Source organism: Bradyrhizobium sp. ARR65 (assembly GCF_000472385.1).
Taxonomy (GTDB): domain Bacteria; phylum Pseudomonadota; class Alphaproteobacteria; order Rhizobiales; family Xanthobacteraceae; genus Bradyrhizobium.
This window is the reverse complement of sequence record NZ_AWZU01000062.1, coordinates 22,267-36,724: the sequence shown is the minus strand read 5'-3', so window position 1 is coordinate 36,724 and position 14,458 is coordinate 22,267. Positions and strand designations below refer to the sequence as shown.

Sequence of the window (14,458 nt, the reverse complement as noted above, 5' to 3'; positions counted from 1 at the left end):
ACCGGCAAGATCTTACGTATCCTCACCAACGATCTCGACGCCCCGGCGGACGAGATCGCGGAGCTCTATAGACGCCGCTGGCAGATCGAGCTGTTCTTCCGCTGGATAAAGCACACCCTCAAAATCCGCCACTTCTTTGGCACTTCCGAGAACGCCGTGCGCATTCAGATCGCCGTCGCACTCATCGCCTTTCTNCTCCTGCGCNTGGCCCATGCCACCCAGAACGGCGTCACAAGTCTTTTGACCTTCACTCGTCTGATCGTTCAAAACCTCATGCACCGGCGGCGGATCGACCATCTGCTCGATCCACCCCCGCCAATCCTTAGAGATCACCGACAGATGAGCCTCGACCTATGCCAAACCTAAACCGGACAGCCGTGGGCTTGACCCGGTGATGACGTCCCACCTCGCTTGCAGCGCTGGGCCAAAAACGTGGATGGCCGGGACAAGCCGGGCCATGACGAGCTGACAGCGAGGGCAAACTCCCTCAGCCCAGATTCAGCTCCTTGAAGAAGTCGTTGCCCTTGTCGTCGATGATGATGAAGGCCGGGAAATCCACGACTTCGATGCGCCAGATTGCCTCCATCCCAAGTTCGGGATATTCCACCACCTCGACTTTCTTGATGCAATGTTCGGCGAGGTTCGCCGCCGCGCCGCCGATCGAGCCCAGATAGAAGCCGCCATGCTTCTTGCAGGCCTCGCGCACCGCGACCGCACGGTTGCCCTTCGCCACCATCACCATCGAGCCGCCGGCGGCCTGGAACTGATCGACAAAGGAATCCATCCGTCCCGCCGTGGTTGGGCCGAAGGCGCCGGACGCATAGCCTTCGGGCGTCTTGGCCGGACCCGCGTAGTAGATCGGGTGGTTCTTGAAATAATCCGGCAGCGGCTCGCCGCGATCGAGCCGCTCGCGCAGCTTGGCATGCGCGGCGTCGCGCGCCACGATCATGGTGCCGGTCAACGACAGCCGCGTCTTGACGGGATATTTCGAGAGCGTCGCCAGGATCTCCTTCATCGGCCGGGCTAGATCGATCTTGACCACCTCGCCGCCAAGCGCCTGCTCCACCTCGGGGAGATATTGCGCGGGGTTGTGCTCGAGCTCTTCGAGATAGACACCGTCCCTGGTGATCTTGCCAAGCACCTGGCGGTCGGCCGAACAGGAGACGCCAAGCCCGATCGGCAACGAGGCGCCATGGCGCGGCATGCGGATGACGCGCACATCGTGGCAGAAATACTTGCCGCCGAACTGTGCACCGACGCCGAGCGACTGCGTCATCTTGTGGATTTCCTGCTCCATCTCCAGGTCGCGGAAGGCATTGCCGTCGGCCGAGCCATGGGTCGGCAACGCATCGAGATAGCGCGCGGAAGCCAGCTTCACCGTCTTCATGCAGAGCTCGGCCGAGGTGCCGCCGATCACGATCGCGAGGTGATAAGGCGGGCAAGCCGCAGTGCCGAGCGTCAGGATCTTTTCCTTGAGGAACGCCAGCAGCCGATCCTTGGTCAGCACCGAGGGCGTCGCCTGAAACAGGAAGCTCTTGTTGGCGGAGCCGCCGCCCTTCGCCATGAACATGAATTTGTAGGCGTCATCACCCTCGGCGTAGATCTCGCACTGCGCCGGCATGTTGTTGGCGGTGTTCTTCTCTTCATACATCGAGAGCGGCGCGACCTGCGAGTAGCGCAGGTTGCGCCTGAGGTAGGCGTCACGCGCCCCTTCCGACAGCGCCGCCTCGTCCTCGCCGTCGGTGATGACGTTGCAGCCCTTCTTTCCCATGATGATGGCGGTGCCGGTGTCCTGGCACATCGGCAGCACGCCGCCGGCGGCGATGTTGGCGTTCTTCAAAAAGTCGAGCGCCACGAACTTGTCGTTGGCACTGGCCTCGGGATCGTCGAGAATGCTGCGGAGCTGCTTCAGATGTCCGGGCCGCAGGTAATGGTTGATCTCCCCGAAGGCGGCCTCCGACAGCGCCCGCAGCGCCTCGCGCGACACCACCAGCATGTCCTTGCCCAGGACCTTCTCCACCCGCACACCTTCGCTCGTGATCTTCTTGTAGGGCGTTGTGTCCGGCCCCAGCGGGAACAGCGGCGTGTGCTTGTAGGGCGGAACGGGCTTGGTCTGGTCGGGAAAGGCGGTCGGAGCGTTCATGGGATGGCTCGTGGGTTGAGGGGCCGCGCGAAGGCGTCTTCACAGGTCTGATAGACTACCCTCCGGGCCGGGCGCAACACAGCTTTCGGCATGGCAATTACGGAGCGCCGCGATGGCTAGTTTTGTCCTGATTCCGGGCGGTTGGCACGGGGCCTGGGCCTTTGCCGATTTTGTCGCACGGCTCAAACGTGCGGGCCATGAGGCCTATGCGGTGACACTAAGCGGGCTCGACGAATTTGCGGATCGCCCGGCCGCAGGAGAGATCAATCTCGACACCCACATCGGCGATGTGATCGAGCTGCTGACCGTCGAGGACCTCTCGGAAGTGATCCTGTGCGCTCACAGCTATGGCGGGATGGTCGCCGCCGGCGTGGCCGATCGCGCGCAGGAACGCATCGCGGCACTGATCTATCTCGACGCCTTCGTCCCCGACGATGGACAATCCTGGTGGGACCTGGCAGGCGAGCGCTATCGTCAGATCGCCATCGAACGTGCGCGTCATGACGGCTTGAGCGTGCTGCCGCCCGAAGGGCTGGATCCCCGCTGCCGCCCTCACCCGCTTGGCTCATTCCTGCAGGCGCTGCGCCTGACAAAGCCGACACCAGCGATCCCGCGCATCTTCGTCTATGCCAGCGGTTGGGAGGCGACGCCGTTCACGGCGCAATATCAGCGGTTGCGAAACGATCCGGCCTGGATCGTGCACAGCCTCGCGTGCGGGCACGACGTGATCAACGCAGCACCGGACGAGATTTTCAACATCCTGACGGAAGTGGCGCGCGATTTGTCGTTGGGGTGAGAACGGCCCGAACCGCGAACACTCAGTCCACACGCCCATTTCATTCTGCAAAACCGAGACTACACAGCTTGGCGATGACACAGCCGTTCGCAATGTTGCGCGCACGCACTTGCACCAAGGACCCGCTCACGCTTCAATAGCACCCAAGGGGCTTTTTCATCATGATATCCCGACAACAGTTTCGCCGATCGCTATTGCTCGCCATCGTTCTTGCTTCGCTTGCGGCATTCGCGGCCTCGCCTGCGCGGGCCGATCGCTGCGACGACATTGCTAGCCAGCTCAAGAACGGCATCGACGGGCTCGGCGTCGGCAAGACTGCCGCGGGCGTGATCTTTCTCTCACATCCGCAGGCCAAGGAGCTCTCGCTCGGCTGCTCGAGCAAGAATTTCAGCAACCAGCTCTATGCGAGGTCCGCAACCCGCAAGCCGAAGCCGGCCTTCCTCGATCTCGTCGCCGGCGCCGCCGCCATCATCTTCACGCTGCCGAAAGACGACATGCGCAAGGGCGCCAGCCGCTGCATGCGCGCGCTCGGCTTCTTCCGTGACGACGCCTCAACCCGCTATCGGCGACTTGACATGCGCTGCAGCCGGACCAAGGCCGACGCCTCGATTACGATCTCGCGGCGCGTGGACGAGTGAGCCGTTGCGAGGCGCTATCCGCAGGGGATGAGTTCAGGTCCCATACGGCGCTCGGAGGCTCCCGTTCACCATCTCGCCCTCGTCGCGCGCGGATCGTTCGGATTTTAACGATTGGATTCATGGCGCATTCGTCTGTGCGGCTGCAATATCCGCGGCAGCCACAGGAACTTGCCAATGGATACTTCGAGGATTGCATCATCGGCCGCGGTCGTCTCGACCACGAGCAACACGCCCAAAGCGCCCGACAGCAGCGCCGGCGACAACAGCAACAGCGGCGTGGGCAACTATCAGCCGCCGTCACTACCGCCGCTGCCGCCCGGACAAGGCGTGCGTGTCGATCAATTGGCGTGACGCGGCCTGCTTTCGGACGCTTCCGCGGTGATGCGTCCGATCGCGTCCAGTACCCTGCCCCAACCCGGGCTCATCGCGTCATAGGCAAACTGATTGCCCGGCAAGATGAAGCCGTCATGCACCATGCAGAGTTGCGTGCCGCCTTCGACTTGCGTCAGCGTCCAGGTCACGACGCTGTCGAGCCGCGAGCCATAGGCCGGATTGGAATCCGAGCCGCCCTTCCAGGAATAGCGCAATAGACGCGGCGGCTCGCAGGCGAGGACCTCGCACTGCACGACACCGTCCCAATCACCCATTGGCCTCGTGCGGAAGGTGAATCGGTGGCCGACGACCGGCTTGAAATCATTCGGCATCAGCCATTTCCCGACCAACTCGCTCGTGGTCAAGGTGCGCCAGATCTTCTCCGGCGGATAAGGCAACACTTGCTCGACCCTGATCGCGCGCCTCTCACTCATCAGTCGGACTCCTTCAACAGCTTCTCCAGATTTTCGAAGCGCTCGCGCCAGAACCTCTCGTAATGGCCGAGCCAATCGACGAGCGGCGCAAGCCCGCCGGGTGCAACGCGATAGCGGATGTGGCGGCCCTCGCGGCGTTCGGTCACAAGCCCGGCGTCGCGCAGCGCGCGCAGATGCTGCGAGATGGCCGGCTGCGAAACCTTTGATCCCCTAACCAGCCCCGTCGCGGCCACCTCGCCTTCGGCCGCAATGCGCTCGAACACCGCCCGACGGGTGGGATCGGCAAGCGTCTTCATCACGGCCGTGAGCTGTGCGGCAGGCGTCATGGCCGATATATAAGTAAATACTTATATGATTGTCAACGCCATAACTTCGCGGGAAAGCTCGCATCAGTTTGCTGATCAGGCGCACCGCATCATCGCGCCAGGCGGCGCTGAAGTTCAGCTTCTTCTTTACGGAGAGTTAGGCCATGCCCGATTTGCGGACGTTCACCGGTGGATGCCATTGCGGCCAGGTGCGGTTCGAATGCACCACGGATCTGGCCATGGTGACCGCATGCAACTGCTCGATCTGCACCAAGAAGGGCCTGCATTTCACCTTCGTAGCACCGACGAGCTTTCAGCTTCGCGCCGGCGAGGACGCCTTACGTGAATATCTCTTCAACAGACGCGCGATCCGGCATCAGCTCTGCAGCGACTGCGGCGTCGACGTGTTCGCGCGCGGCCAAAAACCCGACGGGACCGAGGTCGTGGCGCTCAACGTGAGCTGCATTGATGGCATCGAGCTTTCAAAGCTGACGATGACGCCGATCGATGGACGGAATCGGTAGTCCGACACGGTCATTGTCATGGCGGACCGAACCCGGCTTGCGCTACATCTCGCCCGATGGCCGCAGGCGCCACCTGTTACCGCTGTCCGGGGAGCACACAGACCAAAGCGATGGCGGTCTTTGGCGAAGCTGCCTCGAGAATCGAACGTCCCAATCCCGCGCAAGACCCCTGGCAAGCCGGCCTTCCGCAGCATGTCGGCGGTTGCATCGCAACACTTACGATCGACGGCACCGCGATTTGCGCGATGCAGCCAATGCATCCGCCTGATTACGACTAAGAACCAATTGATCCGGGCTCTCGCGAAGGATCAAGTCCTGCAGTCAGACATCGCTGAGACTTTCGTCACTAGCAGATGTCGAGGTGTTGAGCCCTTTTCTTGCGATCCGCGCTGACGCGCCGCTTTATAAGAAAACGGGGATCAAGGTTTTAGCGACGCAAGCTTCGTCGAGAAAGGGCCGAGGAGGAGGAGCCCGATGACGACGATTCACGTCACCTCTGATGCTTTGTCAGCAACCGATCACCACGCCCAGCTGCGTCGCGCCGTTATCGCGAGCACGGTGGGTACCACCATCGAATGGTACGATTTCCTGCTCTACAGCACGGTGACCGGCCTCGTCTTCGGCAAGCTGTTCTTCCCGAAATCCGATCCTCTTGTCGGCGTGCTGGAGGCGTTTGCCATCTACACCGTCGGCTTCATCGCCCGCCCGATCGGGGCCATGATCTTCGGCCATTACGGCGATCGCATCGGCCGCAAGGGCGCGCTGATCGCGACGCTGCTGCTGACCGGGCTCGCGACCTTCGCCGTCGGCTTCGTGCCGACCTACGAGACCGTCGGCATCTGGGGCGCCGTCATCCTCACCGCCATCCGCTTCATCCAGGGCGTCGGGGTCGGCGGCGAGTGGGGCGGCTCGGTGCTGTTGTCGATGGAGTGGGCGCGCACCAACGCGCACCGCGGCTTCATTACGTCATGGCCGCAACTGGGTGGTCCGGGCGGACTTTTGCTGGCGAACATCGCGGTGCTGGTGTTCAGCCGCATCTCCGGCGACCAGTTCCTGGTGTGGGGCTGGCGCATCCCGTTCATGCTCAGCATCGTCATGGTCGCAATCGGGCTCTATATCCGGTTGGGCATTCTCGAGACCCCAGCCTTCCGGCGCATCGTCGCCGAAAACCGCATCGAGCGCGTTCCCGTCCTTGAGGTGATCAAGCGCCAGCCGGGGGCGATCATTCTTACTGCGCTGGCGCGGATGGCCGAGCAGGCGCCCGCCTACATCTATCTCGCGTTCGTGTTCGCCTACGGGACCCAGGTCCTGCATATCTCGCGCGACTTCCTGCTCATCTCGCTCATCTGTGCCGGCATCGTTTCCTTGGGAACGATCCCGCTCGCCGGACACCTGTCGGACCTCATCGGGCGCAAGCGCATGTACATCATCGGCGCGGTCGCAACCGGGATATTCGGCTTCATCTATTTCGCGATGCTCGACACAACCGTGCCGGTCCTGGTTTTTCTCGGCATCGTGCTCTCCTTCGTACCGCACGACCTGATGTATGGTCCGCAGGCGGCCCTGATCGCGGAATGCTTTACGCCACGCCTGCGCTACAGCGGCGCCTCGATCGGTTACCAGCTATCGTCGGTGATTTCCGGCGGCCCGGCCCCGTTGATCGCGACAGCCCTGCTTGCGATGTACGGATCGGGCTACGTGATTGCGGCATATATCCTGTTCTGCGCGATCGTCAGCATCGTGTCGACCGCGTTCCTGCCGGACTACACCAACCGGGACATTTCCGAGGAGCATGCCTGACAGACCATTGGGTGAAGATATGAACCAGCAAGACCGCAGACATTCGGGATGGAGCTGGTGGCACCTGCTCTTTCTCATTCAATTCATCGCGGTTCTTTGGCCGCCATTCTACAACAGAGCCGAGCCGACCCTGATCGGCCTCCCATTCTTTTATTGGTACCAGCTTCTTTGGATCATCATCGGAGCCATCCTGACCGCAGCCGTCCACTTCGCAACCGACGACTAGCGCTGCTTGCAGCCAACGTTACGCAAGGGGAGAACGATCACAAGGGGACTACCTGGGAGGGTGCCGTGCAGGAGATCAACTGGACCGCCTTGATCATTTTCCTGGCGCTGTTTGCCTTCATCACGTGGCTGGGCTTCGCAGCGGCGCATTGGCGCAAGGGCGACCTCGACTTGTTGCACGAATGGGGCCTTGGAGGCCGCCGCTTCGGCACTCTCATCACCTGGTTCCTGATCGGTGGCGACCTCTACACGGCCTACACGTTTATTGCCGTTCCGGCGCTGGCCTTCGGGGCCGGCGCAGTTGCGTTTTTCGCGGTCCCCTACACGATTGTCGTTTACCCCATTCTCTTCCTGGTGTTTCCACGCCTCTGGTACGTCTGTCACCGGCACAACTACATTACGGCAGCCGATTTCGTCCGCGGGCGCTTCGGCAATCGCTGGCTCGCGCTGGCGATGGCGATCACCGGCATTGTCGCGACATTGCCTTACATAGCGCTGCAGCTCGTCGGGTTGCAGGTGGTGATCGGCGGTATGGGCATTTCCGGTACCGGCTATAGCGGCGATCTTCCGCTGGTCATCGCCTTCATCGTTCTCGCCGCCTTCACCTATACGAGCGGGCTACGGGCCCCGGCGTCGATCGCCATCGTCAAGGACATTCTGATCTATCTGACCGCATTCGCCGCCATCATCGCGATTCCCATACAGCTCGGCGGGTTTGAAAAGATCTTCGCAGCCATACCAGCCTCGAAAACGCTGCTCGCAACTCCCGGTCCCAATACGACCGGCGCATACGGAGCCTATGCGACGCTGGCGCTGGGATCGGCGCTTGCGCTCTTTCTGTATCCGCATTCGATCACCGGCATCCTGGCCGCAAGCAGCGGACGCGCCGTACGTCGCAACGCGGCGCTATTGCCAGGCTATTCGTTCATGCTCGGCCTGCTTGCGCTCGTCGGTTTCTTTGCCATTGCTGCAGGCGTCGGCGACCGACCAGAGTTTGCTGCTGGTTTCAAGCAGTTCGGCAACAACTTCGCGATACCGGCATTATTCCTCGACAGCTTCCCCTCGTGGTTTGTCGGGATCGCCTTTGCGGCCGTTGGCATCGGGGCGCTGGTACCCGCGGCGATCATGTCGATTGCGGCAGCCAACCTTTATACGCGCAACATCCACCGCGAGTTCATCAATAGCGCGCCCACCGACCAACAGGAGGCGCAATTAGCGAAGTGGGTGTCGTTGATCGTCAAGTTCGGGGCACTGGCCTTCATCGTGTTCTTGCCATCGAAATTTGCAATCTACCTGCAGCTCCTCGGCGGTATCTGGATTATCCAGACTCTGCCTGCCGTGATGCTTGGGGTCTACACCCGCTGGTTCAACGAATGGGCGCTGATGATCGGCTGGGCCGTGGGAATCGCGGCGGGAACCGCGATGTTCATCGCCGCGAACCTCGCCCCGACCTATACGCTTGCCGTGGCAGGATTCAGCTTTCCGGGCTACGCCGCCTTGTACGCGGTGATCGTCAATCTCGTTTTGAGCGTCGTCCTGACGCCGCTTTTCAACCTTTTGGTGGCGGGCTCTGCTGACGAAACGGAAGCAGCGGAATATCAAGCGCCGGTGTGAGCGGGGTGAAGTCCGGCCCGCCTGCCCTGGCCCGCCATTGCGAGGAGCGAAAGCGACGACCCGCCGTCGCTCGCTGCGCGAGCTATGGCGAGGCGTGAAGTCCCGCCGAAGTGCCTCTGCGCGTAGGCGGAAGCAATCCAGATTGCATCCGCTGAGAAAGTCTGGATTGCTTCGCTTGCGCCCGCAATGACGCGCCCCCGTGATTCACTCAGCTCGGCGACTGCGCCAGCACCGACAATCGTCCGTCGCCTCTCTCGCGGATGGTGCCTGTTGCGAGGCTAATATCCCGCCCGCAATGTCGCTGTCGTAAGTTCTCTCCGCTGCCGGATCGTTTGGCTCGCTAACCGCTGCCCGTTGTGCTGGGGGCGGGCGACGCTGGGAGTGTTCGTGGCCGGCCATCTGGCAGCATCATCGTCTGCGCCGTGAGCAACCAGGGCATCCACATCAACCGCACGGCCTGGACCCAAAACGTGAAAGGATCGGCTGGCTCGAAAGAGCGTCCGAGCGCTTCGAAGGATGGCGTTGCCCGGAGATTGATCGAGATCTGCTCCCAATCGCCGCTGGGTGATTGCCGGCGGAGAATGTCGATGTCGAGGCCGGGCAGATGGGCGCTTGCCTTTGTAGTGTCGATCTCGCCTTTCCGACTGGTTGTCCCCTCACGCATCGGCATCTCCATGCAACACTCCCCCGCGCCGGGTACTGCCGCGACGGGGCTCGCTGACTATCGCGCATCATGCTCCGCAGTGGAAGCTCGGAAACACTGCGGCACCCGCGCGATATGGAACCCGGAACGCGATCGCTCGGTTTGCGAGCGCCGCCTCGGCCGCTCTGATCACTCGATCGTCGAGTTTCTTGCTGTTATGCGGATGCATGTGCCTCCTCCCGGCGGCGGCGATCTTCAGCCGTCCAGTTCCCTGTAGTAGCGGAAAATGCCGCTGTCGTTGAAGGGAATGCGGCGGTCACTTGCGAGATAGGCTTTGATGTTGGGTCGCGCGGCCACACGGTCGCGCAAGGCGAGCAATCCGGGGATATCCTCCTCAAACGCCTTCATGCGCTTGGGGAAAGCATAGCGCAGCCCCTCGACGATCTGGAACAGTGAGAGATCGACGTAGGTGATCCTGCGTCCGGTCACATAACTGCCGCCATTCGCCTCGAGCAGACTTTCGAAATAGCCGAGATATTTCGGCACCCGCTCCTTCCAGAACTCCTCGGTGCGCTTTTTCGCCGGCGCGCGCTGCTCTTCGTAGTAGAGCGAGGGTCCGAGCGGATGGTGGGTGTCGTGAATCTCCAGCACAAAATCGGCAATCGTGAGCTGAAGCTGGTGCACCCATAGTTTTCCGGCTTCCGTCTTCGGTGCCAGGGAATGGCGGGCACCGAGATAGAGCAGGATGTTGGCGGTCTGCCCGATCACGAGCTTTCCCGCCTTGAGAAACGGCGGGGCGAACGGCGGCGTGCCGCGCCTCTCGTCCATCAGCTTCATCATGGCGCTCGTGCCGTTTCCCTCGCGCGCGGCGTCGACGTAGTCGGCACCAGCATCTTCCAGCGCAAGGCGGACATATTCGCCGCGTCCCTGAATCTCCGGCCAATAATAGAGTTCGTAGCGCATGGATGTTCCTTCGCAAGAACCAAGGCCGACAACGCTGAGCAGGCGCACGGGTTCGGCCTTTGTAAAGGAATAGCATGGGTGTGCGCAGACGCGCCGCGCAAAAAACGAAAGGCGCCGCGGCGTTGGCCGCAGCGCCTTCTGTTACTTGCTCACGGAAAGGATCAGTTCGTCTGCTGGATCGCCGAGAGGATCCAGTCGCCACCGCGGGGGCGGACGAAGGTCCACACTTCAACTGCCTCCTGCGGCTGCTCGCTGCCGCCCACCAGTCGGCCCGTTGCACGGTCGAGCGTGCGGTCGATCATGGAAAAGCGCAGCGCCACGGTCGCGTAATCGGTGTCGCCTTCGCGCCAGGCTTCGGCAAGGTCGCCCTGCAACAGTTTCGTGCCTGAGACCTTATTGATCTGGTTGCGGGCGCGGTTCTCCTGCAGATCGTTCTCGAAGAACGAGACCATTTCAGGTGTCGCGAGCCTGCGCAGCCGGCCGATATCCTCGTCCGACCATGCGGCCTGGGTTTCGCTGAGCAGCCGCTCGAAGGCCTCGTAGTCGGCGGGCCCGATCTGCAGCGGGGTGCTGGTCGATCCCAAGCCGAAGCCCATGGCGTTGCGCATGTTCGGCGATGAGCCCGGGCCCGCCGCGCCGGCATAGGCCGGCTGCGCGGTGCCGCGGCGCTGCCACCAGTTCATCGCCCATCGCGCCAGGAAGAAGATCAGCGCGAGCTGCAGCAAAAGCCCGAGGATCGACGAGAAGCCGCCGATGCCCGAAAACAGCCCGCCGCCAAACAACAGGCCAAATAGCCCGGCGCCGAGGAAGCCGGCCGCCAGGCCGCCCAACAGGCCACCCGGCCGGTTGAAGAAGCCGCCGCCCATGCCCGGCCTGAACGAGGGGCTGGAAGGCTGGCTGAAGCTGCGGTTGAACGGCTGCGCTGTGCCGGGCGCGGTCGACGTGCTCGGCGGCAGCGAGAAGCTGCGCGAGCCGCGCGAACCCGACGAGAAACCGCCGCCGATACGGGCGTCAGCCGGCCCCACGGCCGACAGGGTCGGAACCGCGAGCGCCAGGACGACGGCGATCGCCTGGACGGCGCGGCGCGTGGATTTCGTGAAATTCATGTTGTCTCTCAAGCCCCTGAAGGGGGAAGCGCCATTAAAATGGGCAGACTTTCCCGAAAGTGAAAGCGGGTATTGGGGTTCACGGCTGCGGCCCTGCGTCGCGGGGATACGGGATCGCGGTATTTGGTGCCGCCATTCCGGGGCGACGCCACCCGCTCCGCGCGAAGCGCTGCCGGACGACAGGCTCCGCGTCGAGCTCCGATGTGGAACTGCACATCGGAGAATCTGAAGATTCCGGGTTCGGTGCTGTCGCACCGCTCCGGAATGACGGTCGTCCCTTTACCGCCCTCACTGCGGCGCCATCGTCTCTTTCACGGCGGCGACGAGCTGGCTCAGCGTGAACGGCTTGGGCAAGAAAGCGAATTGCTGGTTCTCCGGCAGGCTCTTCTCAAAGGCGTCCTCGGCATAGCCGGAGACGAAGATGATCTTCACGTTCGGATTGCGCTCGCGCATCGCCTTCAGAAGGGTCGGCCCATCCATTTCCGGCATCACCACGTCGGAAACCACGAGATCGACGTCGCCATTCTTCTCGTCCAGCGCCTCCATGGCCTCGATCCCGTTCGACGCCTCGATCACGCTGTAGCCGCGCGAGCGCAGGCCCCGGGCGTTGAGCGAGCGTAGGCCCTCCTCGTCCTCGACCAGCAGGATCGTGCCCTGGCCGGTGAGATCGGTACGCGGCTTGGGCGCCGCGCCCTGCTCCCTCGCGGCGCCGTTGCCGGCCGACGCCTCCGCATGCGGCTCGGCCTGCGTCTCCTGCTCGGCCTGATGGCGCGGCAGGAAGATGTGGAAGGTCGTGCCCTTGCCCTCCTCCGAGTCGACATAGACGAAGCCGCCGGTCTGCTTGACGATGCCGTAGACGGTCGAGAGTCCGAGCCCCGTGCCCTTGCCGACCTCCTTGGTGGTGAAGAACGGCTCGAAGATCTTCTCGCGGATGTCGGCGGGAATGCCGGTACCCGTGTCGGAAATATCGATCCGCACATAATCGGCCGCCGGCATGCCCTTGTGGGCAAGTTGCGCCGCTTCCTCGGCGGCCACATTCGCAGTCTTGATCGTCAGCCGGCCGCCGTCGGGCATGGCGTCGCGCGCATTGACCGCGAGATTGACGATCACCTGCTCGAATTGCGAGACGTCCGCCTTCACCGGCCAGAGATCGCGGCCGTGCACGAGATCGAGCTTCACCTTCTCCCCGATCAGCCGCTGCAGGAGGATGCGCAGATCCGACAGCGCATCGCCGAGATCGAGTACCTGCGGCCGCAAGGTCTGGCGGCGCGAGAACGCCAGCAGCTGCCGCACCAAGGTGGCGGCGCGCGTCGCGTTCTGCTTGATCTGCATGATGTCCTGGAACGACGGATCGGTCGGCTTGTGCGCGTTGAGCAGGAAATCATTCGCCATCATGATGGCGGAGAGCACGTTGTTGAAGTCGTGCGCGATGCCGCCCGCGAGCTGGCCGACCATGTCCATCTTCTGCGACTGGTTGATCTGGTTCTCCAGCGCCCGCCGCTCGGTGGTCTCCAGCATGTAAACGATTGCGGCCTCGGTGTCGCGCTCGCCCTCCTCCACCGCGGTGACGAAGAACTGGCCCCAGCGCTCCTTGGCGCCCTCCAGCATGACGTCCACCGGCGCGATATCGCCCTGCCCTTCGGCGGCCTGGTTGATCGCGGAGATGAGCAACTGGCGATCGCGCGAATTGACCGCGCGGAAGATCGGCTTGCCGACGACGCCGTCGAGGTTGAGGCTCTGCGCGAGCTTGTGCAGGCGCGCATTCGCCCGTACCACGGCGCCGCCGCGATCGACTGTGGCGATCGCCATCGGGGTGTGGTCGAAGAAGCGCATGAAGCGCACCTCGGCGGCGCGCTCGGGGTCGCCGCGCTCGTCCCGGGCGCGGCTGATCACCAGGGTGCGCGACGGACCCGGCACGCCGTCGGCGCCGAAGGCGAGCTTGTGATAGATGCGCACCGGCAAGGTCTTGCCCGTGCGCATCTTCAAATCGATGTCGAACACCTCTGTCTTCACTTCGCCGGGCACGGCCACGATCGAGGTCAAGAGCGAGGCTCCGTCGCCGGAGACGATGTCTGTGAGTACGAGGCCGCCAGAGCCGATCTCGGCGAGGTCGTAGTCCAGCCAGTTCGCCAGCGTCGCGTTGACATAGGCGAGCTCGCCATAGGCGTTGACCGAGAAGAAGCCGCAAGGGGCGTGGTCGAGATATTCGATCGCGTGCCGCAGCTCCTGGAACACGTCTTCCTGGCGCTCGCGGTCGCGCGTGATGTCGGCGACCGACCACACCGCATATTTGGCGTCCCGCTTGCCCGAACCCAGCGGGCGGACGCGCATGCGCAGCCAGCGGCCATGCCCGCCATCGGGACTGGCGACCCTGACCTCCTCCTGCTGCCGCTTGCCCTCGCGCGCCGCTTTGAGGAGGCGAAACACCGCTTCCGAGACGTCGGGGTCGCCGATGAACACCCGCTCCACCGGGCGCACATCCTGCGCGCTGGTGGCGCCGGTCAGCGCCAGATAGGCGGCATTGAAATAGACAACATGGCCGCGCGAGTCCGTGACCGCGAGGCCATCGAAGGCATGATCGGCGATCCGGCTCATCACGGGATCGTCGGCGGAGCGGTCGGCGAAGCGGATGATGCCGGCGGCAAAGGCGAACAGGTTGAACAGGCCGAGCATGGCGAGCAGCGCGAGCAGCCCAAGAATATAGGGCTGCGCCTGGGCCTTCCCGATGGTCATCAGGGCGACCGCGACCGCCACCAAGGCGCCGGCAACCAGCAGCACCAGCACGATGCTGCCGCTGCGCCGCGGCGGCTCGGGGAGGCTCGCCGGCTCCCGGGACGCATCTCTATCGAATTCGGCGGTCATGGCTTGCAACGATGCGCCTTAAAGCAATCAGGA

Annotated in this window: 15 protein-coding genes; 8 read left to right on the top strand and 7 right to left on the bottom strand. The window is 63.2% G+C overall.

Annotation, left to right across the window (positions count from 1 at the left end):
* On the top strand, positions 1–366 hold a 366-nt coding region (locus F758_RS45540; RefSeq protein WP_035724556.1), incomplete at its 5' end, for an IS4 family transposase.
* Positions 367–487: 121 nt separating this feature from the next.
* On the opposite strand, the gene F758_RS0138115 is transcribed toward F758_RS45540, so the two are convergent.
* Positions 488–2,143 (bottom strand): fumarate hydratase, encoded by a 1,656-nt coding sequence (locus F758_RS0138115; RefSeq protein ID WP_024512757.1) that lies wholly within the window; start codon positions 2,141–2,143, stop codon positions 488–490.
* A gap of 112 nt (positions 2,144–2,255) precedes the next feature.
* On the opposite strand from F758_RS0138115, the gene F758_RS0138110 reads away from it, so the two are divergent.
* The 3 genes from F758_RS0138110 (at position 2,256) to F758_RS50330 (ending at position 3,928) form a co-directional block, all read left to right on the top strand.
* Positions 2,256–2,939: an alpha/beta fold hydrolase gene (locus F758_RS0138110; protein ID WP_024512756.1), complete on the top strand. Its 684-nt coding sequence runs from the start codon at positions 2,256–2,258 to the stop codon at positions 2,937–2,939.
* Positions 2,940–3,100: 161 nt separating this feature from the next.
* Complete coding sequence (locus F758_RS0138105; protein WP_024512755.1) at positions 3,101–3,577, top strand: hypothetical protein; 477 nt, start codon at positions 3,101–3,103, stop codon at positions 3,575–3,577.
* A 174-nt stretch (positions 3,578–3,751) separates the two neighbouring features.
* A complete protein-coding gene (locus F758_RS50330) occupies positions 3,752–3,928 on the top strand; it encodes a hypothetical protein (protein WP_157450361.1) in 177 nt (58 codons plus the stop codon).
* Here the strand turns inward: F758_RS50330 and F758_RS0138095 are convergent.
* Together F758_RS0138095 and F758_RS0138090 are read right to left on the bottom strand one after the other, a co-directional pair.
* Entirely contained in the window at positions 3,916–4,383 is a 468-nt protein-coding gene (locus tag F758_RS0138095) for an SRPBCC family protein (protein ID WP_024512754.1), read from the bottom strand. The genes F758_RS50330 and F758_RS0138095 overlap by 13 nt on opposite strands.
* On the bottom strand, positions 4,383–4,709 hold the full coding sequence (locus F758_RS0138090; protein WP_024512753.1) for an ArsR/SmtB family transcription factor: 327 nt from the start codon (positions 4,707–4,709) through the stop codon (positions 4,383–4,385). Before F758_RS0138090 ends, F758_RS0138095 begins: the two co-directional genes overlap by 1 nt.
* A 143-nt stretch (positions 4,710–4,852) precedes the next feature.
* Between F758_RS0138090 and F758_RS0138085 the strand changes: the two genes are divergently transcribed.
* The 4 genes from F758_RS0138085 to mctP all read left to right on the top strand — a co-directional run bounded on the left by F758_RS0138085 (position 4,853) and on the right by mctP (position 8,851).
* Positions 4,853–5,212, top strand: a complete 360-nt coding sequence (locus F758_RS0138085; RefSeq protein ID WP_024512752.1) for a GFA family protein — start codon at positions 4,853–4,855, stop codon at positions 5,210–5,212.
* A gap of 474 nt (positions 5,213–5,686) precedes the next feature.
* On the top strand, positions 5,687–7,012 hold the full coding sequence (locus F758_RS45535; RefSeq protein ID WP_035724553.1) for an MFS transporter: 1,326 nt from the start codon (positions 5,687–5,689) through the stop codon (positions 7,010–7,012).
* Positions 7,005–7,238, top strand: a complete 234-nt coding sequence (locus F758_RS0138070; RefSeq protein WP_502689215.1) for a DUF3311 domain-containing protein — start codon at positions 7,005–7,007, stop codon at positions 7,236–7,238. The genes F758_RS45535 and F758_RS0138070 overlap by 8 nt, the downstream gene beginning before the upstream one ends.
* A gap of 65 nt (positions 7,239–7,303) precedes the next feature.
* Positions 7,304–8,851, top strand: a complete 1,548-nt coding sequence (mctP, locus tag F758_RS0138065; protein WP_198026667.1) for a monocarboxylate uptake permease MctP — start codon at positions 7,304–7,306, stop codon at positions 8,849–8,851.
* A 340-nt stretch (positions 8,852–9,191) separates the two neighbouring features.
* Here mctP and F758_RS0138060 read toward each other — a convergent pair whose 3' ends face one another.
* From F758_RS0138060 to cckA, 4 genes are all read right to left on the bottom strand, one after another.
* Complete coding sequence (locus F758_RS0138060; RefSeq protein WP_035724550.1) at positions 9,192–9,527, bottom strand: hypothetical protein; 336 nt, start codon at positions 9,525–9,527, stop codon at positions 9,192–9,194.
* A 222-nt stretch (positions 9,528–9,749) separates the two neighbouring features.
* Positions 9,750–10,457, bottom strand: a complete 708-nt coding sequence (locus tag F758_RS0138050) for a glutathione S-transferase (protein WP_024512747.1) — start codon at positions 10,455–10,457, stop codon at positions 9,750–9,752.
* Positions 10,458–10,618: 161 nt separating this feature from the next.
* Positions 10,619–11,563 carry a Tim44 domain-containing protein gene (locus F758_RS0138045; RefSeq protein ID WP_024512746.1) on the bottom strand — a complete coding sequence of 315 codons (945 nt, stop codon included), beginning with the start codon at positions 11,561–11,563 and terminating at the stop codon, positions 10,619–10,621.
* A gap of 288 nt (positions 11,564–11,851) precedes the next feature.
* Positions 11,852–14,425, bottom strand: coding sequence for a cell cycle histidine kinase CckA (gene cckA, locus F758_RS0138040; RefSeq protein ID WP_024512745.1), 2,574 nt, complete (start codon positions 14,423–14,425; stop codon positions 11,852–11,854).
* Positions 14,426–14,458: the final 33 nt, after the last annotated feature.